Genomic DNA, 25,194 nt, shown 5'->3' with positions numbered 1-25,194 from the left:
TTCCTGGTTTGATGTGCCCGTGACCACGAGTACGGTGCGAACCTCCGGCTGGCGTGGAGGCAGGACGCACCGCCTCTACAGCGTGGTCGTCTTCATCGTGCTCGCCTCCGTCGACAACGTGGCCGCCGTCCTGGTGCCGCCGCTCTACAGCCCGATCGCCCGGGACCTGGAGGTGCGGGAGAGCGCGGTCGGCCTGGTCACCGCGGTGAGCTTCCTGGTGGCCGCGATCGCCGCCGTGGCCTGGGCGTACGCCGGGGACCGGACCCGCCGAAAACCGATGCTGATGATCGGCACGCTGGTGTGGGCGGCCGGGACCAGTGGCACCGCGCTGGCCGGCAACTACGCGGAGTTCTTCGTCGCCCAGATGGTCGCCGCCGTCGGCCTCGGCGCGGTCGCCTCGGTCGGCTTCTCCGTGGTCAGCGACCTGATCGCGCCCAGACGCCGCGGCCTGGTGATGAGCTTCTGGGGGCTGTCACAGGGCCTCGGCACCCTGGTCGGCACCCTGCTCGCCGGGGTACTCGGGGCCGCGGACTGGCGCCGGCCGTTCCTCGTGCTCACCGTCGTCGGGCTGGTCGCGGCGGTGGCGTACCTCTTCACGTACGACGTCCGGCGCGGCCAGAGCGAGCCGGAGCTCGCGGCGATCTTCGCCGAGGGGGGCGACTACGGCCACCGGATCAGCCGGGCCGACCTGCCCGGCATCCTCGCCCGGCGGACCAACGTGTGGCTGGTGATGCAGGGCTTCACCGCGCAGTTCGTCTTCGGATCGCTGGTGTGGCTGCCGCGGCTGTTCCAGGCCAAGGCGCAGGCGGCCGGGCACTCCGAGGAGATCTCCATCGTCATCGGCAGCCTGTTCGCCACTCTCTTCCAGCTCGGCGGTGTGCTCTCCATCGTCGGCGGCCTGGTCGGCGACCGGCTGCAGCGGCGGACCCCGCGCGGGCGGGCGATGGTCGCCGCCGTCGGCATCCTCGGCGGCATCCCGTTCTACGTCGTGCTGTTCTTCCTACCGCTGCACCTCGACGTCTCCGACACCGCCGGTACGGGCACGGTCGTCGCGGCGGTGCTCGCCAGCGTGGTCACCGAGCCGACGGTGACGGTCAGCTTCGCGATGGCGCTGCTCGCCCTCGCGCTGACCTCCGCCAACTCACCGAACTGGTTCGCGCTGCTGGCCGACGTCAACCCGCCCGAGCACCGCGGCACCGTCTACAGCGCGGGCAACCTCGTCAACGGCGTCGGCCGGGCGCTCGGCAACGGACTGGTCGGGGTGAGCTTCCGGGCGCTGGCCGTGGGCTTCCCGCCGCCGCTGAACTACGCGGTCGGGCTGGCGGTGTTCCAGCTGTTCTTCGTACCCACCGGGGCGATGTACTGGCTGGCGTCGCGGACGTCCCCGCGCGACCTGGCGGAGGTACGCGAGACACTGCGGGCGCGGGTGGCGGCCGAGACCGCGCCGTCGGGCACAAATCCGGCCACGGCCACCGGCCCGCCGGAGGAATCGGGGCGCGACACCCGGGAGTGATCGGCCTAAGGTCGGGGCACAAACCTGTGGGAACGCCAGGCCAAAGCGCGCCACCAGCCGCGGCGGCCCGGCCGGAAGGAGCCCGACGATGACCTACTACCGCAGGGTTGGCGAGGTCCCGCCCAAGCGGCACACGCAGTTCCGGCGGCCCGACGGCGGCCTCTACCGCGAGGAGCTGATGGGTGAGGAGGGCTTCACCTCCGACTCGTCGCTGCTCTACCACGCGGGCGTGCCGTCGGCCATCGTCGACTCCCGGGTGTGGGAGCTGCCCGACCTCGCCACCAAAGCCAACCACCCGCTGACGCCGCGGCACCTGAAGCTGCACGGGTTGTTCGCCGACCTGGACTGGAAGTCCCAGGACGCCGTAACCGGCCGCCGGCTGCTGCTGGGCAACGCCGACGTCCGGCTGTCCTACGTCTGGGCCGGTGAGGAGTCGCCGTACTACCGCAACGCGATCGGCGACGAGTGCGTGTACGTCGAGTCCGGAACGGCTCGGGTGGAGACGGTGTTCGGCGTGCTCGAGGCCCGGCCAGGCGACTATGTCCTGCTGCCGCGGGCGACCACGCACCGGTGGATCCCGACCGGCGACACCCCGCTGCAGGCGTACTGCATCGAGGCCAACTCCCACATCTCCCCGCCCAAGCGGTACCTCTCGCGCTACGGCCAGTTCCTGGAGCACTCGCCCTACTGCGAACGCGACCTGCACGGACCCGAGGAGCCGTACGTCCGCGAGGGCGAGGACGTCGAGGTCCTGGTGAAGCACCGCGGCCAGGGGCCCGCGGGCATCGTCGGCACCCGGATGGTCTACGCCACCCACCCGTTCGACGTGGTGGGCTGGGACGGCTGTCTGTACCCCTACACGTTCAACGTCTCCGACTTCGAGCCGATCACCGGCCGGGTCCACCAGCCGCCTCCGGTGCACCAGGTCTTCGAGGGCACCAACTTCGTGGTCTGCAACTTCTGCCCCCGCAAGGTCGACTACCACCCGCTGGCGATCCCGGTGCCCTACTACCACTCCAACGTCGACAGCGACGAGGTGATGTTCTACTGCGGCGGCGACTACGAGGCGCGCAAGGGTTCCGGGATCGGGCTGGGCTCGATCTCCCTGCATCCCGGCGGGTACGCCCACGGGCCGCAGCCGAGCGCGATCGAGGCGGCGCTGGGTGCGGAGTACTTCGACGAGCTCGCGGTCATGGTCGACACCTTCCGCCCGCTGGAGCTCGGCGAGGCCGGCATCGCCAGCGACGACGGCGTGTACGCCTGGACCTGGGCCGGCCGCCGCGCCACCTGAGTCGCTGCCGAGGCGCTGTCAGGCGGCGATTGACATCACCCCCGGGTGTCAATCGCCGGTTGACGACTCCGTCAGCTGACCGGTTCGCGGGTCGTCCGGTGGTGCCGCGAACCCCGCATCGACGTCACGCTCGCGCCGGCGAGGATGAGGTCGGAAGCGGTCAGCAGCACCCGGGACACCAGCGCGAGGACGAGCGCGTCGGCCGGGGCCAGCACGGGTGCGAGCGTCGCGACCAGGACCGCCTCGCGCACGCCGAGCCCGGCCGGGGTGACCACCACCAGGAACCCCACGCACCAGGCGAGGGCGAAGCCGCCCACCGCCAGCGGAACTGCCGCCACCGGGTCGGCGCCGAGCCCGACGGCGAGGATCCACGCGTGCAGGCCGTTCAGCAACCACTGGACCACGCCGGTCGCCGCCACCAGCGCCGTCGTACGTCCGGTGAGCGGGCGCTCCATCGCGGGCCGGCGCACGAGTTTCAGCAGGCGGGTGAGCAGCGGATCGAGGACCCGCGGGTGCAGCAGGGCGAGGAGGAGAGGAGTGAGCAGGAACGCCCACCGGTAGTCCCGGGTCTGCGCACCGGCCGCGAACGGCAGCGTCCCGGTGGCGACCAGCAGACCGGTGGTGAGGCTGAACAGCATCGTGAGGACGAACGCCGTGGCGGTCCGGCGCCGTGGGACGCCGTGGTCGCGGCCGAGCTCCATCTGCGCGAGCATCGGCCACACCGAACCCGGCAGGTGCTTGCCGAGCTGGCTGACGAACAGCACCCGCGCGGCCACCCGGGCCGGCAGCCGCGAGCCCAGCCCGGCCAGCAGCAGCCGCCACATCACCATCGCGCAGGTCAGGGCGAGGATCGCCGGCGCCAGCGCGGCGAGCACCAGCAGCGGGTGCAGCCGGCCCAGCGCGGAGGTGACCTCGGCCCACCGGGTGGCGACGGCGAGGACGCCGAAGGTCACCGCGATCGCCGCGAAACCCAGGCGCACCGCCCTGCCGTTGATCACCCGGAGTGCTGACGTAGTGACGACACGGAGCGAGAACACGGACGGAAGCGTACGGCACGGCGTACTCACTGTTAGTGTCGTTCTCCGTGCGGGTGGTGATGTTCGGGACGTACGACACACGTAGTCATCCGCGCGTCGGCATCCTCGCCGAAGGCCTGCGCCGGCACGGGGCAGAGGTCGCCGAGTGCAACGCGCCCCTGGGCATCGACACCGCCGGCCGGGTGGAGATCCTTCGCCGCCCGTGGCTGGTGGCCTCGCTGGCCGTCCGCGTCCTGAGCGCCTGGCGCCACCTGGTGGCGGGTGCCCGTGAGCTTCCACCCCCGGACGTGGTGCTGGTGGGCTACCTCGGCCACTTCGACGTGCTGCTGGCCCGGGTGTTGTTCCGGCGTACGACGATCGTGCTCGACCATCTCGTCTTCGCCGCCGACACCGCCCGCGACCGCGGCGAGACCGGCGGCGTCAAGCTGACCCTGCTCCGAGCGCTCGACCGGGCGGCGTTGTCCTGCGCGGACGTGATCGTCGTCGACACCGAGGAACACCGGGAGCTGGTGCCCTCGCGCCGGCGGCACCGGGCGGTCGTGGTGCCGGTGGGCGTGGGGGAGGAGTGGTTCGCCGCGGCCCGAACCCCCGGTAGTGGGGGCCCGATCGCCGACGCTCCCGCGACGAACGGGCGGCCCGGGCAGTACGGCCTGAACGGCCGCCGGGACGACCTCCGTGCGGCGACGGCGGTGGGGGCACGCCGTGCGGAACCCCTGCGGGTGGTGTTCTTCGGCGTCTTCACGCCACTTCAGGGCGCGCCGCTGATCGGCACCGCGATCGGGCTGCTGGCCAGCGAGCCGATCGAGGTCACGATGATCGGCCACGGGCAGGACCTCGATCGCACCAGGGCGGCCGCGGCGGGCGACCCGCGGGTGCGCTGGCTGGGCTGGGTGCCGCCGGCGGAGCTGCCGAAGCTCGTCGCCGAGCACGACGTGTGTCTCGGCATCTTCGGCACCGGGCCCAAGGCGCTGCGGGTCGTTCCCAACAAGGTCTTCCAGGGCGCGGCCGCCGGCTGTGTGGTGGTGACCTCGGACACGGCGCCGCAGCGGCGGGCGTTCGGTGACGCCGTCGTGTACGTCCCGCCCGGGAGCGCGACCGCGCTGGCGACGGCGCTGCGCCGCCTGCGGCGCGACCCGCAGAGGGTCGCCGCGTTGCGGGCCGCGGCCGGCCGGGTCGCCCGCGAGCACTTCGCTCCCGAGGAGGTCGTCCGGCCGCTGCTCGACCGCCTGGTCGCGCCGGTTCCCGCGTCCGGCCGCGTCCGCGTACCGCGGTCCTCCCCGGCGCCCGTGGCTACTGCCGTTCTTCCTCCGCTCAGCCCGAACGCCTGGCTGCGCTGGGATCTCGTCTCCCGGATGCTGCCGTCCGAGTCCGAGTCCGGTTCCCGGTCCGCGTCGGTGCTGGAGGTCGGCTGTGGACAGGGAGCTTTCGGCGCCCGGCTCGCGCAGCGGTACGACTACCTCGGCCTGGAGCCCGACCCGGACTCGTGCGCGGTCGCCCGGGCCCGGCTCGCGGAGGCGGGCGGGCGCGGTGAGGTCCGCAACGGCGACCTGTCGGCCCTGCGGGACGGCGAGGAGTTCGACCTGGTGTGCGCGTTCGAGGTGATCGAGCACCTCGAACACGACGAGAAGGCGCTGGCCGAGTGGGCCGGCCGGCTCCGCCCGGGCGGCTGGCTGCTGCTGAGCACCCCGGCGTTCCAGCACCGGTACGGCCCCGCGGACGCCACGGCCGGGCACTTCCGCCGCTACGAACCCGGCGACCTGGCACGGATCCTGCGCGAGGTCGGCCTGGAGCGGGTGGAGGTGCGCCAGTTCGGCGGCCCGCTGGGTTACGCCCTGGAGGCGGCACGCAACCAGGTCGGCCGCCGCCGGCAGCGGCAGATGGTGTCGATGGCCGAACACGCCAACGAGAGCGGACGCCTCCTGCAACCGAGGTCGCCGTTGTACGGCGCGGTCACGGAGTACGCCACCCTGCCGTTCCGCCTGCTGCAGCGCGGCCTTCCCGGGCACGGGCCGGATCTGGTCGCCCGCGCCCGGCGCCCGGACTGAGCGCCGAGCGGCGCGTCCTGCCTGGCGGCCCCACGCCGGAGAACCTCCCGTGCATGCGCCGTTCGTCGCGCATTCGTACGGCTTGTCCGAACTCTCGCGTACGCTACGTTTCGCCACCTCGGGACCACCACGAAGACAGTCCCGCGTCGCCCGGCGACCACACCCGTCAGCCCGCCGGCCGCACCTCGCGAAGGAGACCTCGTGCCCCAGCACACCCACGCAGAGCGCACTCTCGTCGGCCGACGCGGCGTCCTCGCCGGCGGTGCCGCCGCCGTCCTGGCCGCCGCGGGATTCCGGGCCGGGCCCGCATGGGCCGACGGCGTCGACGCCGCCCGTCCGGCCGACGGCAGCCACCGGCTCACCGTGATGGGCACGACCGACCTGCACGGCAACGTCTTCAACTGGGACTACTACGCCGACCACGAGTTCGGCAGCGACACCAACCCCGACGACATCGGCCTGGCCAAGGTGTCCAGCCTGGTCAACGCCGTCCGCGAGAAGCGCGGCCGCGGCAACACCCTGCTGATCGACGCGGGCGACACCATCCAGGGCACCCCGCTGGCCTACTACTACGCGCGCATCGAGCCGATCTCGAAGACCCGCGTCCACCCGATGGCCGCGGCGATGAACGCCATCGGCTACGACGCCGCGGCGCTCGGCAACCACGAGTTCAACTACGGCATCCCGCTGCTGCGCACGTTCGAGGAGCAGCTCGACTTCCCGCTGCTCGGCGCCAACGCGCTGAACGCGAGCACCGGCCGGCCGGCGTTCCAGCCGTACGTCATCAAGCTGGTGCGGTTCCGGGGCATGCGCCCGGTGCGGGTCGGCATCCTCGGCCTCACCAACCCCGGCATCGCGATCTGGGACAAGGCCAACGTCGAGGGCCGGATGACGTTCCCCGGCCTGGTCGAGCAGGCGAAGGTCTGGGTGCCGAAGATGCGCCGGGCCGGCTGTGACGTCGTGATCGTGTCCGCGCACTCCGGCGCCGACACATCCTCCTCCTACGGCGACGCCCTGCCCTGGCCGGAGAACGCCTCCACCCTCGTGGCCGAGCAGGTGCCCGGCATCGACGCCATCCTGGTCGGGCACGCCCACGTGGAGATCCCGGAGCGGTTCGTCACCAACAAGGAGACCGGGGCGCAGGTCGTCCTCACCGAGCCCTCCTACTGGGGACGCCGGCTGAGCCTGATCGAGCTCGACCTGCGCTGGTCCGCGCAGCGCGGCTGGCAGGTGGTGGGCCGTGGTTCGCAGGTGCTCAACTCCAACACCGTCCCCGAGGACGACGAGATCGTGGCGCTGCTCAAGGCCGACCACGACGACGTGATCACCTACGTCAACTCGCCGATCGGCACGTCCAAGGTGGCGATGTCGGCGTCGACCGCGCGGTACGAGGACACTCCGGCGCTGGACTTCGTCAACTACGTCCAGGCGGACGCGGTCAAGAAGGCGCTCGCGGGCTCCGCCGCGGCCGACCTGCCGGTGCTGTCGATCGCCGCGCCGTTCAACAAGGACGCGGAGATCCCGGCCGGTCAGGTGTCGGTGCGCGACGTCGCGGGCCTCTACATCTTCGACAACACCCTGCTCGCGGTGCGCTTCACCGGCGCCCAGCTGAAGGCCTACCTCGAGCAGTCCGCGGCCTACTTCAAGCAGGTCGACGGCGTGGGCCCGTTCGCGCCCGACGACGTGACGAACGCGCCGACGCCGACCTCGCCCAAGGGCACGCCCGACTACAACTACGACGTCGTGGCCGGGCTGGACGCGCCGTTGACGTACGACATCGACATCGCCAAGCCCGTCGGTGAGCGGATCACCGGGCTCAGCTACGCCGGCGCGCCGGTGGCCGCCGACCAGGAGTTCGCGCTCGCCGTCAACAACTACCGCCAGTCCGGCGGCGGCAACTTCCCGGGCGTGAAGACCGCCGAGGTGCTCTACAACGCCCAGGTGGAGATCCGGCAGCTGCTGATCAACTGGGTGACCGCGGCCGGTGAGATCGACCCGACGGTCTTCTTCTCCCGTGACTGGCAGCTGGTGGCCAACGGGACACCGGTGATCATTCAGCCGTAAACCGGGCCCAATCGCGCCCGAACCACGCGGGCCCTCCGGGAGATCCCAGGGTGATGCCGGAGAGCCCGCGGGCGGTTCAGGGCAGAGGATGAGCACATGTCGAACCGCACCAAGTACGTCATCGGCGGCGTCCTCGTCGCCCTCCTCGGTTGGTGGCTGCTGCCCAACTGGCTGGCTGCCCTGCTGATAGTCGCGGTGGTCGCCGCACCGGTCGTCGGATACCTCATGCTGGACGACTCCCAGCGGCGCCGCCTGCACCGGCTGCGCAACCGGAACCAGCTGCACCGCTGACCTCCGTACGACCTGGACGGCGTAGGTCCTGCACGGCGTACGTCCTACACGGCGTAGGTCCCGCGGGCGGGCCGGGTGGCCGCGACGATCGCGTCGGCCAGCCGGTCGGCGTCCTCGACCGGCAGCCCGGCGACGGTGATCCGTACGCCGGGCCGACTTCGCACCCGGAAGCCCGCGCCCGGGGCCACCACCCACCCCTCCTCCAGCAGCCGCGCACAGACACCGGTCTCGTCCTCGACGGGAACCCACACGTTCAGGCCCGAGCGGCCGTGTGCGGCGACCCCGCGCCGGGTGAGCGCGGCGACCAGGGCGTCCCTGCGTTCGTCGTAGAGCGCACCGGCGCGCGTCACCTGTTCGGCGACCGACTCGTCCTCCCACAGGGCGACGACGAGGTTCTGCAGGATCGTCGACACCCATCGCATCACCACCGCCTGGCGGCCCTCGACCCGGCCGATCGTCTCGCTGTCCCCGGCGAGGACGGCGCAGCGCAGGTCGGGCCCGTACGGCTTGGAGACCGACCGCACCATCGCCCAGTGCGCCGTCGCGCCGGCCAGCGGCCGAAGCGGCTCGGCGGCGAGTTCGGCGGCGTGGTCGTCCTCGACGACCAGCACCTCGCGGTGCCGGTCCAGAATCCCGCGCAGCCGGGCCGCTCTGCGCTCACTCACCTGGGAGCCGAACGGGTTCTGCGCCCTGCTGGTGACCACCAGCGCCCGGGCGCCACGCCGCAGCGCCTGCTCCACGCCGTCGGGGTCGGGGCCGTCGTCGTCGACCGGCACGGGCACGACCGGTAGCCCCATCGCGGCCAGCAGGTCGAACAGGTTCGCCCATCCGGGGTCCTCCACCGCCACCGGGTCGCCGGGGGACAGGTGCGCGTCGAGGACGCGTTCGACGGCGGCCAGGCAGCCACTGGTGATGGTGAGGTCGTCGGCGGGCACCCCGTCGGCGACCAGCCTGCGCCGGGCCAGTTCGGCGAGCTCGGGCCGCACGCCCGAACCCGAGCCGTAGGTCACCGGGCCGGCCGGGATCCGCCGCAGGGGCGAACGCAGCGACGGCAGCAGCGCCGGGTCGGGCCCGCCGACGGAGAGGTTCCGGGCGCCCGCGGGCACGGGAAGCCGGGTCCGGGACCGGCTGGCGACGGCGGGAACCGGGCGGACTCGCGTACCGCGCCGGCCGTCGGTCTCGATCACGCCCCGCTGGCGCAGCGTGCGGTAGGCCGCGGCGACGGTGCCCGGGCTCACGTCCAGTTCCTGTGCCAGCACGCGGACGGCGGGCAGCCTGGTCCCCGGGGTCAGGTCGCCGGAGCGGACCCCGGACTCCACGCTGGCGGCAATTGCGCTCGACGTCGCGCCGACGATGCCATATCGTGAGGACACAATCCTAAGTTTGTACTAAAACAAACCTGCTGGCAAGTGCCGAGCCCCGGGGAACGCGTTCCACGGATCCGGCCGCCCAGCAGCGGAAGTACGAACACCGACACGTCCCACGGGAGCCCCGCGATGGTCGAGACCTCCGCCGCCGAATCCACCCACGAGACCACGCCCGCGCCCGCCGACCGGTGGTACGAGGCGCCCGTGTTGTCCGGCGACCACGTACGGCTGGAGCCGATGTCCCTCGCCCACGCCGAGGGGCTCGCGGCCGCCGCCGACGACCAGGTCTTCCAGCACCTGCGGATCACCCGGGTGCCGAGGAACCGCGAGGAGGGCGAGGCGTTCGTCCGCGCGGTCCTCGCGCAACGGGACAAGCGGGTGCTCCTTCCGTGGACCCAGCTCGACGCGGTGACGGGTGAGGTGGCGGGCACCACGTCGTACTACGAGATCGACCCCGACCTGCGCACGGTCGCCATCGGCCACACCTGGCTCGGCCGGCGCTGGTGGCGTACCGGCGTCAACACCGAGGCGAAGCTGCTGCTGCTGCGCCGGGCGTTCGACGACCTCGGCGCGGTGCGGGTGGTCTGGCACACCGACATCCGCAACGACCGCTCCCAGGCCGCGATCGCCCGGCTCGGCGCCCGGCGCGAAGGAGTGTTGCGCAAGCACAGGTTGCGCCGGGACGGGAGCTGGCGCGACACCGTGCAGTTCGCGATGACCGACGACGACTGGCCGGACGTACGCGAACGGCTGTCCGCCCGGCTGCGTCCCGCCGGACGCCCGGTCGACCCGACCGCGACGACATGACCTCGGCCGCGACGACCTGACCGCGACCGAACATCCGGAGGTGATCCCGCAATGCTGATCCACCCGTGGGACGAGGCGGACGAGGACGAGTGGCGCGGCTTCCTGGCCGAGCACGACTTCGGTCAGCTGGTCGCCGGCGGCCGTGACCGCGACCTGCCCGTGGTCGTACCTACCCACTTCCTCTTCGACGGAGACCGGACGGTCTGGCTGCACCTGGCCCGGCCCAACCCTGTGTGGGCACCGCTGGCCGAGCACCCGCGCGCCGTGCTGACCGTGGTCGACGACTACGTGTACTCGCCCGCCCGCTGGCAGGCCCCGCCGGGAACGCCGGTCGAACACGGCGTACCGACGTCGTTCTACGCCACGGTCCAACTGGCCTGCGACGTACGCGTCGTCGACGACCCGGAGGAGAAGGCGACCGCCCTCAACCGGCAGCTGGACCACTTCGAGCCCGGGTCGGGCCGCGTACCCGTTCCCACCGAGGCCGACCGGCGGCTGCTGTCCGGACTGCGGGTGCTGGAGCTCACCGTCACCGGGGTACGCGCGAAGTTCAAGTACGCGGGCAACAAGGAGGCGGAGCACCGCGAGGAGATCGCCGCCGGGCTGGCCGCGCGAGGCGGGCGTTCCGACGACCGGGCCAGGGCGCACCTGCTGCGCCGGCTGGAGCAGTCCGCCGGGCCGGCCGCTCAGCGGTAGGAAGCGGCCGGTCCGGCCGGAGGAGTCGGCCTGCCCGGCCGTTCAGCGGTAGGAGGCGGCCTGCAGCTCGAACAGCTCCGCATACAACCCGCGGCGGGCCACCAGCTCCGCGTGCGTTCCGGACTCCACGATCCGGCCCCGGTCGAGGACCACGATCAGGTCGGCCATCCGTACGGTCGAGAACCGGTGTGACACCAGCACGGTCACCGCACCGGTCGACCTTCGCAGCTCACGGGCGGCGACGGTCCAGCGCTCGTACAGCCGGTGTTCGGTCTCGGCGTCCAGCGCGGCGGTGGGCTCGTCCAGCAGCAACAGCAGCGGCGCCTGGCGCATCATGCCCCGGCCGACGGCGAGCTTCTGCCACTGCCCGCCGGACAGGTCGACTCCGCCCGGCCACTGGGCGCCGAGCTGGGTGGCCGGTCCGGCCGGCAGGGTGGCGGGCAGGTCGCCGGCGCCGGCCCGATCCAGCGCGGCCGCCACCGCCGCGCCGTCGTCCACCGCGGTCAGGTCGCCGATCCCGACGGTCTCGCGTACGGAGAACTCCCAGCGCGCGTGGTCCTGGAACGCCGCCGACACCCGCAGCCGCCAGCGTTCGGGGTCGAGGGTGGCGAGGTCCGCGCCGTCCACCTCGATCCGGCCCGCCGTCGGCACGTAGAGCCCGGCGAGCAGCTTGACCAACGTGGTCTTGCCCGCGCCGTTGTCCCCGACCACCGCGACGGTCGAGCCGGCCGGCAGGTGCAGGTCGAGGTCGTGGAGGACGTCGGTGTCGCGGTGCGGATAGCGGTAACTCAGCCCGCGAAGGTGAATGCCGGAGGTGAGCCGCGACGGCAACGGCACGGTCGCGTCGACGGACCGCCGAGCACGGTGGGCGATGTCCTCGAGGTAGACGAATCTGCTGGCCGCGGTGAGCGTCCGGGCCGTCCACTGGACGATCTCCGCGGAGTTGCCGACCAGGCCGAGCACCTGTCCGGCGAGCACGGCGGTGAGGAGTACGTCGCCGACGCTGTTGTGCGCGCGCACCGCCTGGTCGACGACGAACACGATCGACCCGAAGTAGCCCACCAGGAACGCGAGCTGGGCGCCGAGTCCGATCAGCTGCCCCCTGACCTGCAGCCGCCGGTGGATGGCCTGGACCTTCCGGTGCTCGGCGTGGAACCCGGCGAGGATCCGGTCACCCAGCCGGAACAGCCTTGTTTCCTTGGCGGATCCGCTGGCGGTGGCCAGCTCCCACAGGTCGTTCGCGCGGCGGGCGGGCTCGGCGGCGAGCTCGTTGCCGAGGTTGAACAACCCGCTGGTGTGCCGGCTCAGCAACAACATCGGCAGGCCGAACAGCGGAAGCGCGAGCAGCAGCGGATGCACGCTCACCAGCAGGATCGCCGTCGTCACCACCCGGACCGCGGCGTTGGCCGCGTTGACCAGCGACGGGATCGCCTCGCCGAACTCCCAGCTGTCGTCGACGAGGATCTCCAGCTGGGTGAGGTGCGCGGGCGTCTCGTGGATCTCCAGGGTGGGAGTGCGTGCCACGGTGAGTGCGAGCCGGCGTTCGACCAGGTGGTGGGCGCGTTCGTTGAGCGCCATCCGGACCCGCGTGCCGGCGTAGTCCAGGGCCGCGCCGCCGACGACGGAGCCGGTGAGCGCGAGCGCGGCGAGGACCGTACGCGCGACGTCGTGCGCGGTGATGCCGTCGAGCAGCAGCTTGAGCCACCAGCCGAACAGCGCCGCCACCAGGGCCTGCAGGGTGAACAGGCCGAACGCGAGGACGGATCTTCGCGGGTCGGCCGCCCACGCCAGGCCGAGCATCACCCGGGCGGTGCGAAGTCGACCGGCCGGGGGAGCGGCGAGGTCGCCGGTGGGCTCGTCGGGCTCGTCGGGGTCAGGCATCGCCGGCCGCCGTCTTCTCGTTGGTGTGCTGCGCCCCGTCGGTGTAGCGGAGTGCCTGCGTACGGAACAACGCGGCGTAACGACCGTCAGCGGCCAGGAGTTCGTCGTGGTTGCCGTCCTCCACGATGCGCCCGCCGTCCAGCACCACGATCCGGTCGGCACGGCGTACGGTCGAGAACCGGTGGCTGATCACGATCGCGGTGAGGCCGGAGGTGAGGTCGAGGAACCGGTCGTACAGATCGGCCTCCGCCCGCACGTCGAGGTGCGCCGTCGGCTCGTCCAGCACCAGTACCCGGGCACCGGCGCTCACCGCGGCCATCGCCCGGGCCAGCGCGATCCGCTGCCACTGCCCGCCGGACAGGTCGACGCCGCCGGTGTGCCGCCGGGACAGGTAGCTGTCCAGCCCTGCGGGCAGGCCGTCGAGGATCTGCTCCGCGCCGGCCCGTCGTGCCGCCGCGCGGATCCGGGCGTCCACGGCTGTCACGTCGGGATCGGTGAGGGTCTCCACCGCGCCGAAGCCGATGTTGTCCCGTGCGGGCAGCGGGTAGTGCACGAAGTCCTGGAAGATCGCCGCCACCGAACGCCGCCACGAGACCGGGTCCAACTCGGCCAGGTCGGCCCCGTCCACCCGGATCCGGCCGGCCTGGGGCACGGACAACCCGGTGAGCAACTTTGTCAACGTCGTCTTGCCGGCGCCGTTCAGCCCCACGACGGCCAGCGAGCGGCCCGCCTCGATGGTGAGGTCGAGGTCGGTGAACACCGGGCGTTCCCGGCCCGGGTAGCCGAAGTGCACCGCTTCGAAGCTGATCTCCCGGGTGGGCAGGCCGCGCGCGGTGCGGGTGGGCACCGTCGCGGGCACGCGGGTGGCCGCCAGGCGTTCGTGGGCGAGGACGTCGGGCACCGGTATGGCGCCGTTGTCGATCCACACGTCGCCCTGCTGGGAGGCGAGCTGGGACATGCCGAGCATCGACTGCACCAGTACGGCGAGCGACCCGGCCGCCAGCCCGCCGTCCAGGGCGGAGCGGGCGGCGAGGACGACGACCACGGCGTTGGCCAGCAGGGCCAGGCCGAACAGCGTGCCCGACACGCGGTAACCGACCCGTCGGGTACGCCACAGCTCCTCCATCACCTGCTGCCACTCCGCGCCGAAGCGGTGCACCAGCCACTCGGCGAGGCCGAAGATCCGGAGCTCCTTCGCCCACTCCGGCATCATCGCCAGCCGCTTGAGGTAGCCGGCCCGCCGCAGCGGCTCCACCCAGAACGGGTTCGCACGGTAGGAGTCGGCCCGCAGGTGGTGGCCGAGGACGATCCACAAGGGGGCGAGCACCACGGCGGCGACCGGCCAGACGTAGGCGGCGACGGCGGCCGCGGCCAGGCCCTGCGCCTGGCCGGACCACTTCGTGGACAGCCCGCTGACAAGCTCGCCCGGTCCGAAACGGGCGATCCGCACCGCCCGGTCGGTGGCCGCGGCCAGCACCGGATCCTCGAAAAGATCCAACCGGGGTACGCCGAGGGTGGTGGCCATCACCCGGCTCAGGAGGTACTCGTCGAACCTGCGGTACAGCTCGTTGGAGACCAGCTCACGCACCATCCGGACGACCTCCTGGGCGAGGAGGAGACCGCCGACCAGGACCAGGGTGGTGATGATCCGGCGCCCGTCGGCTGAGGAGAACCCACCGCGCACGGCGGCCGGCAGCAGGTCGACCAGCCGGCCGACCAGCAGCGCGAACACCGACGGCAGCGCCCCACCCAGGACGGCCAGCGCGGCCATCAGGCCGGTCCAGCCGGGGAACGCCCGGACGAGAACGCCGAGTGCCGCCCGCCGGGCGGATCGCCGGTGGGCGGTGTCGGACTGGCCGACGGAATCGTCGGAGATGCCGGGGGAAACGATGGGAGGAAGGATCGCATTGCGCACTGATGTCCGGCACGTGGTTTTTGCTCACCGGAGCGTGAGCGGACCGGTGGGTGCGATGCCGCGGCGAGGTCGCCGGTCCGGTGGGGGTTGGCGGACAATGACTGTGACGGCAAGACTGTGCGGGAGCCGGTGGCCGCCTCGTATGGCGTGCTCCGGGCGGGCGGACAACGGGGTGAAGGGGACGAGATGTCGAATCGCGCGTGGTGGATCATCGGGGGAGTGGGCGTGGCCTTCGTGGGCTGGCTTCTGCTGCCCTGGTGGGCGGCCCTGCTGATCGTGCTGGCGGTGGTCGGCGCTCCGGTCGCCGGTTACCTCATGCTCGACCCGTCGCAGCGGCGGCGGCTGGCCCGGATCCGGGAGCGCCGGCAGCTGGGCCGGTGACGGCCCGGCCTGGAGCGGCTTCTTCCCCGCCCGCTCGTCCGGCGGGGTTCCTGGCCGGCTACCCGGCCGATCTGGCGGAGTGGGAACGCGACGACCGGCCGGCGGCACACGGCTTCACCCATCCCTGGCGTTCGCGGGTGGGTGCCGGCAACGGTGAGACGTTCTTCGACGCCCTCGTGCACGCCCATCTTCGGCCGGACGCCACCGTGCTGGACGTCGGATGCGGCCACGGCGCGTACAGCTGCAGGCTGGCCTCCGCCGCCCGGCGGGTCGTCGGTGTCGACCGCGACCCGGGCGTCGTCGCGCTGGCTCGTGAGCTGGCCGCCGAACGCGGGATCGCGAACGCGGAGTTCCGTACGCTCGCCGCCGAGCCGGATGCGGAGCTCGATCTGCCGGAGGACCCGGTCGACCTGTTCGTGTGCCGCCGCGGGCCGGTGCTCGAACGCTGGTTGCCCTGGGCGCTGCGGCTGGCGCGACCGGGCGCGGTGGCACTGGGCATCCATCCCACCGGGGCTGCCGGTGCCGTACCGCCGTGGAACTCCCGGCTGCCCGAACCACTGCGGATCGGGCAGGTCTTCGACTACGCGACGGTTCGCTCCTGGGTGACCCGCGCGCTCGACCCGGCATCGGGCGACGGCACCAACCCGGCGGCGTCGCGCGCGGCCCTGACCGGCTGCTGGTGGCTGGACGTCGCCGAGACCTTCGACGACCCAGAGCAGCTGTACCGCAAGCTGGTAAGCAATTCCGGCGTCTCGTACGCCGATGTCAAGGAGTCGTTGACAGCGCTGCTGGCCGACCAAGGTGGGTCGGTCGAGCTACGGCACTGTCGGCTGGTCTGGCAGGTCGTCTTCGGCTCTCGTTGAGGTTGCAGCGCTTGAGATCATCTGTCGGTCGGCTACCTCGTCGCTTTGAAGGTGTCCATCCACCTGCGGTCTATGGACAGGCAGGTCAGGGCTGCGTAGAGCGGATCTACCCTGTCGTCGAAGCAGTCCCGGATGGTGGACCACTCGTAGCCGTCCCATGGCCGGATACTCAAAGCGGCTGTCTCATCCTCGGTCGCCCCGGTCGCGTCCAGGTTGACCTTGCGGTGACCGTCCGCAGGACGTCCTACAGGGTCGTCCGGCCGGGGTCGTTTGTAGGCCTCCAAGTCCCGGAGGCTCCACTCCTCTCCCTTCTCACGGGTGAGTCGACGCACGTACTGGTCCACCAGGTAGAGGTAGGGAGAGAAGCCGCCGAGCGTGATCATCCCTTCAAGCTCGAACTTGTCGTTGCTCTCCAGACGCTGCTCCCACATGTGTTGCACGTCGGGACGCTGGCCCCAGGAAGCCTTTGCCCATCTGAACTCCACCACCGTGGTCTCCGATCATCCTCACTCGGACCTACGAGTACACCGCGGACCGCGCTCACTGGGTCGGCACGAGGCCGCAGCCTAGCCGCTGGTGGCATCACTATCCTGCGTCGACGGAACGGGGCGATCGAGGGCGGAGGGTTTGGCCGCTGTCCTCGGACGGTCCGGGAAAGCGGGGCCATTGCCTGCCCGGTGCGGTTGGCTCCATGACTGATCTGCGCCTGGTGTTCGCCGTACGGGACGGACAGGATGGAGCCGTTCCGCTGCCGTGCGAACGCGCATGACGTAGGGAAGGACCCGCCCGTGACCAGTGCCGGCCAGATCTCGACCGTCGTCAACGACACGACCACCGACCTCGACCTGGATCCGGACATCCCGCTGGTCACCGTGTTGCGCAACGACCTCGGGCTGCGCGGCGTCCGGCAGGGCTGCGCGATCGGGGAGTGCGGTGCGTGTGTGGTTCTGGTCGACGGACGTGCCGAACGTTCCTGCCAGCTTCCGCTGTCCGCGGTGGCCGGCCGGCGGGTCACCACCCCGGAGGGACTGGGTACTCCCGACCGCCCGCACCCGATCCAGCAGGCGTTCCTCGACCGGCAGGCCGCCCAGTGTGGCTACTGCCTGAACGGCATCATCATGTCCACCGCCGCCCTGCTCGACGGCGCGACGCCCGGCGGCGAGCCGTCGACGTCCGGTGGTTCCTCGCCACACCGCACGGAGGGCCAGATCCAGGCCGCGCTGGCCGAGCACCTGTGCCGGTGCGGCACGCATCACCGGATCCTGCGTACGATCCGCGAACTCGCCGGCCACGAGCAGTCCTCGTCCCCACCACCGGTCCGGGTGGACGACGGGGCGGACGGCCGGGGCGCGCCGGAGGTGGCGGCCGACGTCCGCGCCGACCCGGCGGAGGAGGTTCCCGCCGAGCCCGGCCGCCCAACCGAACCGCCGGCTGCGCGCACCGAGCCGCTGCCCGGTGCGCTGGCGACTGCGCCGAACGTCGAGGACTGGCTGCGCCCCCTGCCCGACGGACGGATCGAGGTCCGCAGTGGCCGGGCCGAGCTGGGACAGGGTGTACGCACCGCACTGGCCCAGATCGTCGCGGCCGAACTCGGCGTACCGCTGGATCGCCTCGTCGTCCGCTCGGCGGCCACCGACGGCACGCCCGACGAGGGCTACACCGCGGGCAGCAACTCCCTGGAGGCCGGCGGAACGGCGCTGGCCCGGGCCGCCGTGGCGTACCGCCGGCTGGCGGCCGAGGGCGACGATCCGCCGACAGGCCCGATCCGGCCGGACGACCAGCCGCGGTGGGCGAGCGGACCGGTGGGGGAGGCGGCGCCGCGCAGCGACCTGCCGGCCAAGCTGACCGGTGCGCCCGCGTACGTCCACGACCTCGCTCTGCCCGGCATGCTGTACGCCCGGGCACTTCTGCCGCCGCGCGAGGACGCCCGGCCGGTCGCCGTCGACCTCTCGGCCGCGAGGGACCTGCCCGGGGTGGAGGCGGTCCTGCACGACGGCCGGCTGCTGCTCGTGGTGGCCACCCGGGAGGAGGTCGCGGTCCGGGCGGTACGCCGGATCGCCCGGACCACCCGCTGGGAGTACGACCACCCCGGCACCGGACCGGCGGCCCGGACCGAAGCACCCGTGCGCACGCCGGTCGTCGAGGAGCCCGGAGCCGAACAGGCGCTGGCTTCGGGGCGAGTGGTCCGGGCCTCCTACGCCAAGCCGTACGAGGCGCACGCCTCCGTCGCCCCGTCGAGCGCGGTCGCCCTGGTCGAGCCTGAGCGCACTGACCCCACCGACCACCCTGACCGCACCGTCCGCACCACGGTGTGGACGCACAGCCAGGGCGTCTATCCGCTGCGCCGCGAGCTCGCCGCCGCGTTCGGCCTGCCCGAGGACGCGCTGACCGTCCGGCACGTGGACGGCCCCGGGTGTTACGGGCACAACGGCGCCGACGACGCGGCCGGGTTCGCGGTGGCCGCGGCCCGTGCCGTGCCCGGCCGGCCGGTGCGGTTCCAGTACGCCGTGCAGGACGAGTTCGGCTGGGAGCCGTACGGCCCGCCGATGTCGGCCGACCTGGCGGCGAGCCTGGACGCCGACGGCCGCGTCACCGCCTGGCGGCACCGCATCCGCACCGACGCGCACACCGCGCGCCCGCACGGCACCGGCGACCGGCTGGTGGTGTCCTGGCTGCGCGCGAACGCCGGCCCGCGGCCGTGGTCGGGTGGCGGCGAGGGCGGGGTGCGCAGTGCCGAACCGCTGTACGAGCTCGGCGCCCGCGACATCGTGGGCGAGTACGCCCCCGGGCCGCTGCGTACGTCGGCGTTGCGTTCCCTCGGCGGCTACTTCAACACCTTCGCCATCGAGTCGTTCATGGACGAGCTGGCCGAGGCCGCCGGCGCGGACCCGGTCGCGTTCCGGCTCGCCCACCTGCGCGACGAGCGGGCCCGGGCGGTGCTGGAGGCGGCCGCCGCGCACGCCGGCTGGCGGGAGCGGGTCGGGCCGACTGGTCAGGGCGGTCAGAACGGGTGCGGCCAGGGCGTGGCGGTGACGAGGTACAAGGGCAGCAAGGCCTACGTCGCCCAGGTGGCCGAGGTCGACGTGGACGCCGCCACCGGGATGGTCGCGGTCCGCCGGGTCGTGGTCGCCTGCGACGCCGGCGTGGTGGTCAACCCCGACGGGCTGCGCAACCAGCTGGAGGGCGGCGTGCTGCAGGGCCTGAGCCGCGCGTTGTACGAGCAGGTACGCCACGGCGCCGACGGGGTGGAGAGCCTGGACTGGACGACGTACCCGGTGCTGCGGTTCGCCGACGTGCCCGCGCTGGAGGTCGTGCTCCTCGACCGGCCCGGCCTTCCGCCCCTCGGCGCGGGCGAGGCGTCCACCCCGCCCACTCCCGCGGCGCTGGCCAACGCGGTCGACGACGCGGTGGGCATCCGGGTGCGCGAACTGCCGCTCACGCCGGACCGGCTGCGCGCCCGGCTGGAGGAGCTCACGGACGCCGAGCAGGCCAGGGTCCGGATCTGAGGCGCGAGGCTACTCGCGGACGATCGGGGCGCCCACCAGCTCACACCCCGCGGCGCGCATCTCCTCCACGGCGGCCCGGGTCATCTCGGCGGTCAGCCCGGCGGTGAGGTCCAGCAGCACGCGCGCGCTGATGCCCTGCTTGGTCGCGTCGAGCGCGGTCAGCCGTACGCAGTACTCGGTGGTCAGCCCGGCGATGTCCACCTCGGTGACGTCGTGGTCGCGCAGCCAGTCGGCCAGCATCACGCCGTTCTTGGCCTTGCCCTCGAAGCCGGAGTACGCCGCGCCGTGCTCGCCCTTGTCGAAGACCGCGTCGAAGGGCTGCGGGTCGAGGTTGGGGTGGAAGCCCGCGCCGTCGGTGCCGGCGACACAGTGCGGCGGCCAGGAGTCGCGGTAGTCGGGCTGGGCGGAGAAGTGCGGGCCCGGGTCGACGTGGTGGTCGCGAACGGCCACGACGTAGTCGTAGGCCTTGTCCCGCTGGTCGGCCTGCTGCCAGGTGTGCAGGATCTCGCCCAGCTTGAAGGCGATCTCGGCGCCGCCCTTCACGCCGAGACTGCCGCCCTCACAGAAGTCGTTCTGCACGTCCACGACGATCAGCGCATGGCTCATCGTGTTCCTCCTTGGCGGCTGGTGTCCCCGGTCGGCCCCGGGTGCTCGGAGTGCTCCCTGTGCTCGGCGTGCCCCGCGTGCTCGGCGTCGTCGTACGTCGTCGGCAGCACCGGCTCCCCCCGCGACAGCTTCAGCGCGGTCGGCGGCAGCTCCGCCCGGGACCGCAGGTGGCGCTCGCGGGCCGCGGCGATCGGCTCCCGGCCGACGATCTTCCCCTCGGTGACCAGCGGGACCAGCAGCGGGCGGCCGCCGTCGACCGTGCACTCGGGGTGCGTGCACACCACCTCGGCGACGGCGGTCCCGTCCTCCAGCCGGCGGTGTGCCCACTTGCGTCCCTTGTGGGTGGGCTTCCCCGTGGACAGCTTTGCCACGCCCTCCATCGGCGAGTCGGGCTCGGGGCCGACGGAGCGGGCGACCAGCTTGTAGACGAGTTCGGCGGTGGGGTGCCCACTGCCGACGACCAGGGCTGTGCCGACGCCGTACCGGTCGACGGGGGCGGCGACCAGGCCGGCGATGGCGTACTCGTCCAGGTCGCCGCTGACCAGGATGCGGGTGTTGGTGGCGCCGAGCGCGTCGAGTTCGGCGCGTACGTCGTGGGCGAGGACGGCGAGGTCACCGGAGTCGATCCGGACCGCGCCCAGCCCGGGACCGGCCACCTCGACCGCGGTCCGCACCGCCTCCCGTACGCCGAAGGTGTCCACCAGCAGCGTGGTGTCCACGCCGAGTGCGGCGACCTGCGCGGCGAACGCCTCCTCCTCGGAGTCGTGCAGCAGGGTGAACGCGTGCGCGCTGGTGCCACCGGTCGGCAGGTCGTAGCAGCGGCCGGCGGCGAGGTTGGAGGTGCTGGCGAACCCCGCGACGTAGGCCGCCCGGGCCGACGCCACGGCCGCGCGCTCGTGAGTGCGCCGGGATCCCATCTCCACGATCGGGCGGCTCCCGGCGGCGGCGGTCATCCGGGACGCCGCCGAGGCGATCGCGCTGTCGTGGTTGTAGACGGAGAGTACGAGCGTCTCCAGCAGGACCGCCTCGGCGAAGGTCCCCTCGACCACCAGGATCGGCGATCCGGGGAAGTAGCACTCGCCCTCGGCGTAGCCCCAGATGTCGCCCCGGAAGCGATAGTCGCGCAGCCAGTCGGCGGTGAGGTCGTCCACGATGCCCCGCCTGCGCAGGAAGACGACCGTCTCCTCGTCGAAGCGGAACCGCTCCAGTGCGTCCAGTAGCCGGCCGGTGCCCGCGACCACGCCGTACCGCCGCCCGTGCGGCAGCCGGCGGGCGAACACCTCGAACACCGCCCGCCGGTGCGCGGTGCCGTCGGCGAGCGCGGCGCGCAGCATGGTGAGTTCGTACTGGTCGGTCAGCAGTGCGGTGGTCGGCCCGGTGTCGGACCCGGTGTCGGACCCGGTGGGCACTGCGGGAGGAAAGGCCTCGGGCGCCGCGTCCATGGCCCGAAGCCTAGACCCGCCGCTCCTTCGGTGGCGGACTGCACGATTTTCGGGGGGTGCGTGCCGAACGGTCCGGCCGCCGGATGCCACGATGGGACCTGTGAGCGGTACCGCACCTGTGGAGCTCGAGCGCCCCGAGACCGACGACGTCGTCCTTCCGGACACGCCGTGGATCACGATCGTCTGGAACGACCCGATCAACCTCATGTCGTACGTCACCTACGTCTTCCAGACCTACTTCAGCTACCCGCGCAAGAAGGCCGAGAAGCTCATGATGGACGTCCACAAGCGGGGGAAGGCCATCGTGTCCAGCGGTTCGCGCGAGGAGATGGAACGCGACGTCGAGGCCATGCACTCCTACGGTCTGTGGGCCACGCTGGAGAAGAGCGGCAAGGGTGGCAGAGGCGGCAGAGGCGGCGACGGAAAGAGCGGCGACGTATGACCAGTGGCTTCCGGTCCCGGCGCGGGGTGATCACCGCGACCCTCGCGGCCGAGGAGGTGCAGCTCGTCCGCGGGCTGATCGGTGAGCTGGTCGAGCTGGTACGCAGCGAGACGCCGATCTCGGCCCCGCCACCCGAGGACTCCCTCGCGGCACTGGTCGGGCACCTCGGATCGACCGAGCCGCCCGAGGACGAGGTGCTCGCGCGGCTGTTCCCCACCGCCTACGCGGACGACGAGGAGGCGGCCGGCGACTTCCGGCGGTTCACCGAGTTCGGCCTGCGCGACGGCAAGGTGAAGAGCGCCGAGACCGTGCTCGAGTCGCTGGGCGACCCGGAGTTCTCCGACCAGGTGACGGTCTCGCTGAACGCCGAGGAGGCGCAGTGCTGGCTGCGTACCCTCACCGACCTGCGGCTCGCCCTCGGCACCCGGCTCGGGGTGGAGGAGGACGACGAGGACCGCTGGGCGTCGCTGCCCGAGGAGGACCGCCGCCGGCAGGTGTACGGCGTGTACGTCTGGCTGGGCTGGCTGCAGGAGTCCCTGGTCTCCGCCCTGTGGTGACCGGCCCTGTGGTGACCGGCCCTGTGTGACCGGCCCTGTGGTGACCGGCCCTGTGTGACCGGCCCTGTGGTGACCGGAACGGTGCAGTGACCACTCGGTAGGCTCGGGCCCGTGCTCACGATCGACCAGGAGACCCGCGACGCGATCGTCGCCCATGCGCGTGCCGACCACCCCGACGAGGCCTGTGGCGTCGTCGCCGGACCGATCGGTTCGGACCGGCCCGAGCGCTACGTGGCGATGATCAACGCCGAGCGCTCCCCGACGTTCTTCCAGTTCGACCCGCAGGAGCAGTTCCGGGTCTGGCGGGACATGGACGACCGGGACGAGGAACCGGTGGTGATCTACCACTCGCACACCGCCACCGAGGCCTATCCGTCCCGTACGGACATCGGCTACGCCTCGGAGCCGCAGGCGCACTACGTGCTGGTGTCGACCCGGGAGTGCGGGTCGGACGAGGGCCCGGTGGAGTTCCGGTCGTACCGGATCGTGGACGGCAAGGTCACCGAGGAGGAGGTCCGGGTGGTCCCGGCGTACGACCGTGACCCCGAGCCCGGCCGCACCGCCTGACCGCGCCCCCGGTTCCGGGTCCGGTTCAGGACACCTCGCCCCGGATGCCGGTGCTGGGCGAAACCGGGCGGCTCCGCCCCACCGGCAGGCCCGTAAGCTGAGCGGCGTGGAGCTCTTCCTGCTCGCCCACTCGGCGCCGGCGCTGGTCTACGACTGTTCGCCCGCCTGAGCCTGCCCGCACGTCCTCTCCTCTGATCCCGTGTGGATCTCCTCGGATCCTCCTCGGATCCCCCGGACCCCTTTCGGAGCTCCGAGGAATCTCCGCGCCGGCGCGCGTGTTGAGAGCAGCAGCCCGACAGATCAGCCAGACCCTCGCGACGAGACACGACCGAAGGAGCACGTACCGATGGCTATCGAGGTTCGCATCCCGACGATCCTGCGCCCGCACACCGGCGGGTCGAAGACCGTGGAGGGCGCCGGCGCGACCCTGAGCGAGCTGTTCGACGACCTGGAGGCACGTCACTCCGGGCTGAAGGACCGGCTGGTCCAGAACGACGACCTGCGCAAGTTCGTCAACGTCTACGTCAACGACGAGGACGTCCGCTTCCAGGGCGGGCTGAACGCCCCCGTGTCCGACGGGGATGTCGTCACCGTGCTGCCCGCGGTCGCCGGCGGCTGAACGGACGGGAGCCGGGATGCGTTTCGCGTCACTGCTGGATTCGGTGGGGCAGACCCCGCTCGTGGGGCTGCCGCGCCTGTCGCCGAGCCCCGAGGTTCGCCTGTGGGCGAAGCTCGAGGACCGCAACCCCACTGGTTCGGTGAAGGACCGCGCCGCCCTGAAGATGATCGAGGCGGCGGAGAAGGACGGCCTGATCCGCCCCGGCGCGACGCTGCTCGAACCCACCTCCGGAAACACCGGAATCTCGCTGGCGATGGCGGCCAAGCTCAAGGGCTACCGCCTGGTCTGCGTGATGCCGGAGAACACCTCCGAGGAGCGGCGCCAGCTGCTGCGGATGTGGGGCGCGGAGATCGTCTCCTCCCCGGCGGCAGGCGGATCGAACGAGGCCGTACGCGTGGCCAAGGCGCTGTCGGAGGACCACCCCGACTGGGTGATGCTCTACCAGTACGGCAACCCCGCCAACGCCCTCGCCCACTACGAGGGGACCGCGCCGGAGATCCTCGCCGACCTGCCGAGCGTCACCCACGTGGTGGCCGGTCTCGGCACCACGGGGACCCTGATGGGTGTCGGCCGGTTCTTCCACGAGCACAAGCCCGACGTCACCGTGGTCGCCGCCGAGCCGCGCTACGGCGAGCTGGTCTACGGCCTGCGCAACATCGACGAGGGCTTCGTGCCGGAGCTGTACGACGCGAAGCTGATCGACTCCCGCTTCTCGGTCGGGCCGCGGGACGCGGTACGCCGGGTGCGTGAGCTGCTGGACGCGGAGGGGATCTTCGCCGGCATCTCCACCGGTGCCGTACTCCACGCGGCGATCGCCCAGGCGCACCAGGCGGTCAAGGCCGGCCGGAGCGCCGACATCGTGGTGATCATCGCCGACGGGGGCTGGAAGTACCTCTCCACCGGCGCCTACGAGGGCACCCTGGACGCCGCCGAGGAGTCGCTGGACAGCCAGCTGTGGGCCTAGAGCAGCGTGTCCTGCGCTCCAGCTCACGCCGGGCCGCGCTCTGTACGGCGTTCGGGCCGGAAAAAGGTGAAACTGCCTGAATCCGGCTGCAACCACCCATCGGCCTCGGGGGTCTGCCACATGACGCGCCCGGGACGGCGACCACGGGGAAACTCGGGGGGCGCCGAGCACAGGAGGCCAGGGGTGGAGCGCGCGTCGGCAGGTCCGGAGGGGGGTCCGGCCCGGTCGGCGCGACGGTGCTCGGTGTCGCCGATGGTGGGGTGCTGTCGGGGGTGTCCGGCGCCAGGGTGCGCGCTCGCGGGGGGCGAGCCGCACCCCGGTGCCGGACACACCCGTGCCG

The 25,194-nt window shown here is 72.4% G+C and carries 22 protein-coding genes; 15 read left to right on the top strand and 7 right to left on the bottom strand.

The features are described 5' to 3' along the window. The first annotated feature begins 19 nt into the window (after positions 1 to 19). On the top strand, positions 20 to 1,513 hold the full coding sequence (locus tag FHR37_RS16150) for an MFS transporter (protein WP_175542291.1): 1,494 nt from the start codon (positions 20 to 22) through the stop codon (positions 1,511 to 1,513). 88 nt (positions 1,514 to 1,601) lie between these two features. After that, positions 1,602 to 2,804 carry a homogentisate 1,2-dioxygenase gene (locus FHR37_RS16145; protein WP_092879875.1) on the top strand — a complete coding sequence of 401 codons (1,203 nt, stop codon included), beginning with the start codon at positions 1,602 to 1,604 and terminating at the stop codon, positions 2,802 to 2,804. Between the two features lie 71 nt (positions 2,805 to 2,875). On the opposite strand, the gene FHR37_RS16140 is transcribed toward FHR37_RS16145, so the two are convergent. Beyond that, the gene (locus FHR37_RS16140) at positions 2,876 to 3,841 is read right to left on the bottom strand and encodes a lysylphosphatidylglycerol synthase domain-containing protein (RefSeq protein ID WP_175542290.1); all 966 of its coding nucleotides are present in this window, start codon (positions 3,839 to 3,841) and stop codon (positions 2,876 to 2,878) included. Positions 3,842 to 3,876: 35 nt separating this feature from the next. Between FHR37_RS16140 and FHR37_RS30945 the strand changes: the two genes are divergently transcribed. From FHR37_RS30945 to FHR37_RS16120, 3 genes are all read left to right on the top strand, one after another. Further along, complete coding sequence (locus tag FHR37_RS30945; protein ID WP_202817858.1) at positions 3,877 to 5,886, top strand: methyltransferase domain-containing protein; 2,010 nt, start codon at positions 3,877 to 3,879, stop codon at positions 5,884 to 5,886. A gap of 201 nt (positions 5,887 to 6,087) precedes the next feature. Then, on the top strand, positions 6,088 to 7,950 hold the full coding sequence (locus FHR37_RS16125) for a bifunctional metallophosphatase/5'-nucleotidase (protein WP_237768517.1): 1,863 nt from the start codon (positions 6,088 to 6,090) through the stop codon (positions 7,948 to 7,950). 96 nt (positions 7,951 to 8,046) lie between these two features. Beyond that, positions 8,047 to 8,241: a hypothetical protein gene (locus tag FHR37_RS16120; protein ID WP_092879872.1), complete on the top strand. Its 195-nt coding sequence runs from the start codon at positions 8,047 to 8,049 to the stop codon at positions 8,239 to 8,241. A 44-nt stretch (positions 8,242 to 8,285) separates the two neighbouring features. Here the strand turns inward: FHR37_RS16120 and FHR37_RS16115 are convergent, their stop codons facing one another. Further along, the gene (locus tag FHR37_RS16115; protein ID WP_092879869.1) at positions 8,286 to 9,614 is read right to left on the bottom strand and encodes an aminotransferase class I/II-fold pyridoxal phosphate-dependent enzyme; all 1,329 of its coding nucleotides are present in this window, start codon (positions 9,612 to 9,614) and stop codon (positions 8,286 to 8,288) included. 123 nt (positions 9,615 to 9,737) lie between these two features. Between FHR37_RS16115 and FHR37_RS16110 the strand changes: the two genes are divergently transcribed. Further along, a complete protein-coding gene (locus FHR37_RS16110) occupies positions 9,738 to 10,415 on the top strand; it encodes a GNAT family N-acetyltransferase (RefSeq protein ID WP_092879866.1) in 678 nt (225 codons plus the stop codon). A 51-nt stretch (positions 10,416 to 10,466) separates the two neighbouring features. Beyond that, entirely contained in the window at positions 10,467 to 11,111 is a 645-nt protein-coding gene (locus tag FHR37_RS16105; RefSeq protein ID WP_092879864.1) for an FMN-binding negative transcriptional regulator, read from the top strand. Positions 11,112 to 11,153: 42 nt separating this feature from the next. Here FHR37_RS16105 and FHR37_RS16100 read toward each other — a convergent pair whose 3' ends face one another. Then, positions 11,154 to 12,992, bottom strand: coding sequence for an ABC transporter ATP-binding protein (locus FHR37_RS16100; RefSeq protein WP_092879861.1), 1,839 nt, complete (start codon positions 12,990 to 12,992; stop codon positions 11,154 to 11,156). Next, positions 12,985 to 14,907 (bottom strand): ATP-binding cassette domain-containing protein, encoded by a 1,923-nt coding sequence (locus FHR37_RS16095; RefSeq protein ID WP_237768516.1) that lies wholly within the window; start codon positions 14,905 to 14,907, stop codon positions 12,985 to 12,987. Before FHR37_RS16095 ends, FHR37_RS16100 begins: the two co-directional genes overlap by 8 nt. Positions 14,908 to 15,093: 186 nt before the next feature. Between FHR37_RS16095 and FHR37_RS16090 the strand changes: the two genes are divergently transcribed. Together FHR37_RS16090 and FHR37_RS16085 are read left to right on the top strand one after the other, a co-directional pair. Beyond that, on the top strand, positions 15,094 to 15,288 hold the full coding sequence (locus tag FHR37_RS16090) for a hypothetical protein (RefSeq protein ID WP_092880748.1): 195 nt from the start codon (positions 15,094 to 15,096) through the stop codon (positions 15,286 to 15,288). Then, positions 15,285 to 16,151, top strand: coding sequence for a class I SAM-dependent methyltransferase (locus tag FHR37_RS16085; protein WP_202817857.1), 867 nt, complete (start codon positions 15,285 to 15,287; stop codon positions 16,149 to 16,151). Before FHR37_RS16090 ends, FHR37_RS16085 begins: the two co-directional genes overlap by 4 nt. Before the next feature lie 32 nt (positions 16,152 to 16,183). Here FHR37_RS16085 and FHR37_RS16080 read toward each other — a convergent pair whose 3' ends face one another. Next, on the bottom strand, positions 16,184 to 16,639 hold the full coding sequence (locus FHR37_RS16080) for a hypothetical protein (RefSeq protein ID WP_139238763.1): 456 nt from the start codon (positions 16,637 to 16,639) through the stop codon (positions 16,184 to 16,186). Positions 16,640 to 16,939: 300 nt separating this feature from the next. On the opposite strand from FHR37_RS16080, the gene FHR37_RS16075 reads away from it, so the two are divergent. Next, positions 16,940 to 19,657 carry a molybdopterin cofactor-binding domain-containing protein gene (locus tag FHR37_RS16075; protein WP_179771008.1) on the top strand — a complete coding sequence of 906 codons (2,718 nt, stop codon included), beginning with the start codon at positions 16,940 to 16,942 and terminating at the stop codon, positions 19,655 to 19,657. Positions 19,658 to 19,666: 9 nt separating this feature from the next. On the opposite strand, the gene FHR37_RS16070 is transcribed toward FHR37_RS16075, so the two are convergent. After that, the gene (locus tag FHR37_RS16070) at positions 19,667 to 20,263 is read right to left on the bottom strand and encodes an isochorismatase family protein (RefSeq protein ID WP_092879852.1); all 597 of its coding nucleotides are present in this window, start codon (positions 20,261 to 20,263) and stop codon (positions 19,667 to 19,669) included. Further along, on the bottom strand, positions 20,260 to 21,597 hold the full coding sequence (locus FHR37_RS16065) for a nicotinate phosphoribosyltransferase (RefSeq protein WP_237768555.1): 1,338 nt from the start codon (positions 21,595 to 21,597) through the stop codon (positions 20,260 to 20,262). The genes FHR37_RS16070 and FHR37_RS16065 overlap by 4 nt, the downstream gene beginning before the upstream one ends. Before the next feature lie 199 nt (positions 21,598 to 21,796). Here FHR37_RS16065 and clpS point away from each other — a divergent pair, with 199 nt between their 5' ends. The 5 genes from clpS to FHR37_RS16040 all read left to right on the top strand — a co-directional run bounded on the left by clpS (position 21,797) and on the right by FHR37_RS16040 (position 24,854). Then, positions 21,797 to 22,147, top strand: coding sequence for an ATP-dependent Clp protease adapter ClpS (gene clpS, locus FHR37_RS16060; protein ID WP_092879846.1), 351 nt, complete (start codon positions 21,797 to 21,799; stop codon positions 22,145 to 22,147). After that, a complete protein-coding gene (locus FHR37_RS16055; RefSeq protein WP_092879843.1) occupies positions 22,144 to 22,704 on the top strand; it encodes a DUF2017 domain-containing protein in 561 nt (186 codons plus the stop codon). The genes clpS and FHR37_RS16055 overlap by 4 nt, the downstream gene beginning before the upstream one ends. 111 nt (positions 22,705 to 22,815) lie before the next feature. Then, positions 22,816 to 23,271 carry a Mov34/MPN/PAD-1 family protein gene (locus FHR37_RS16050; RefSeq protein WP_092879840.1) on the top strand — a complete coding sequence of 152 codons (456 nt, stop codon included), beginning with the start codon at positions 22,816 to 22,818 and terminating at the stop codon, positions 23,269 to 23,271. Between the two features lie 346 nt (positions 23,272 to 23,617). After that, positions 23,618 to 23,890 carry a MoaD family protein gene (locus FHR37_RS16045; RefSeq protein WP_092879837.1) on the top strand — a complete coding sequence of 91 codons (273 nt, stop codon included), beginning with the start codon at positions 23,618 to 23,620 and terminating at the stop codon, positions 23,888 to 23,890. Between the two features lie 16 nt (positions 23,891 to 23,906). After that, the gene (locus FHR37_RS16040) at positions 23,907 to 24,854 is read left to right on the top strand and encodes a PLP-dependent cysteine synthase family protein (RefSeq protein ID WP_092879834.1); all 948 of its coding nucleotides are present in this window, start codon (positions 23,907 to 23,909) and stop codon (positions 24,852 to 24,854) included. Positions 24,855 to 25,194: the final 340 nt, after the last annotated feature.

The organism is Actinopolymorpha cephalotaxi, from assembly GCF_013408535.1.
Lineage (GTDB): Bacteria > Actinomycetota > Actinomycetes > Propionibacteriales > Actinopolymorphaceae > Actinopolymorpha > Actinopolymorpha cephalotaxi.
This window is presented reverse-complemented; position numbering and strand designations above follow the sequence as displayed.

Coding starts and splice junctions, on each gene's coding strand:
- clpS (WP_092879846.1), top strand. CDS start 21,797: ATGGGACCTGTGAGCGGTACCGCACCTGTGGAGCTCGAGCGCCCCGAG.
- FHR37_RS16045 (WP_092879837.1), top strand. CDS start 23,618: ATGGCTATCGAGGTTCGCATCCCGACGATCCTGCGCCCGCACACCGGC.
- FHR37_RS16070 (WP_092879852.1), bottom strand. CDS start 20,263: ATGAGCCATGCGCTGATCGTCGTGGACGTGCAGAACGACTTCTGTGAG.
- FHR37_RS16090 (WP_092880748.1), top strand. CDS start 15,094: ATGTCGAATCGCGCGTGGTGGATCATCGGGGGAGTGGGCGTGGCCTTC.
- FHR37_RS16105 (WP_092879864.1), top strand. CDS start 10,467: ATGCTGATCCACCCGTGGGACGAGGCGGACGAGGACGAGTGGCGCGGC.
- FHR37_RS16100 (WP_092879861.1), bottom strand. CDS start 12,992: ATGCCTGACCCCGACGAGCCCGACGAGCCCACCGGCGACCTCGCCGCT.
- FHR37_RS16120 (WP_092879872.1), top strand. CDS start 8,047: ATGTCGAACCGCACCAAGTACGTCATCGGCGGCGTCCTCGTCGCCCTC.
- FHR37_RS16055 (WP_092879843.1), top strand. CDS start 22,144: ATGACCAGTGGCTTCCGGTCCCGGCGCGGGGTGATCACCGCGACCCTC.
- FHR37_RS16040 (WP_092879834.1), top strand. CDS start 23,907: ATGCGTTTCGCGTCACTGCTGGATTCGGTGGGGCAGACCCCGCTCGTG.
- FHR37_RS16110 (WP_092879866.1), top strand. CDS start 9,738: ATGGTCGAGACCTCCGCCGCCGAATCCACCCACGAGACCACGCCCGCG.
- FHR37_RS16145 (WP_092879875.1), top strand. CDS start 1,602: ATGACCTACTACCGCAGGGTTGGCGAGGTCCCGCCCAAGCGGCACACG.
- FHR37_RS16065 (WP_237768555.1), bottom strand. CDS start 21,597: ATGCTGCGCGCCGCGCTCGCCGACGGCACCGCGCACCGGCGGGCGGTG.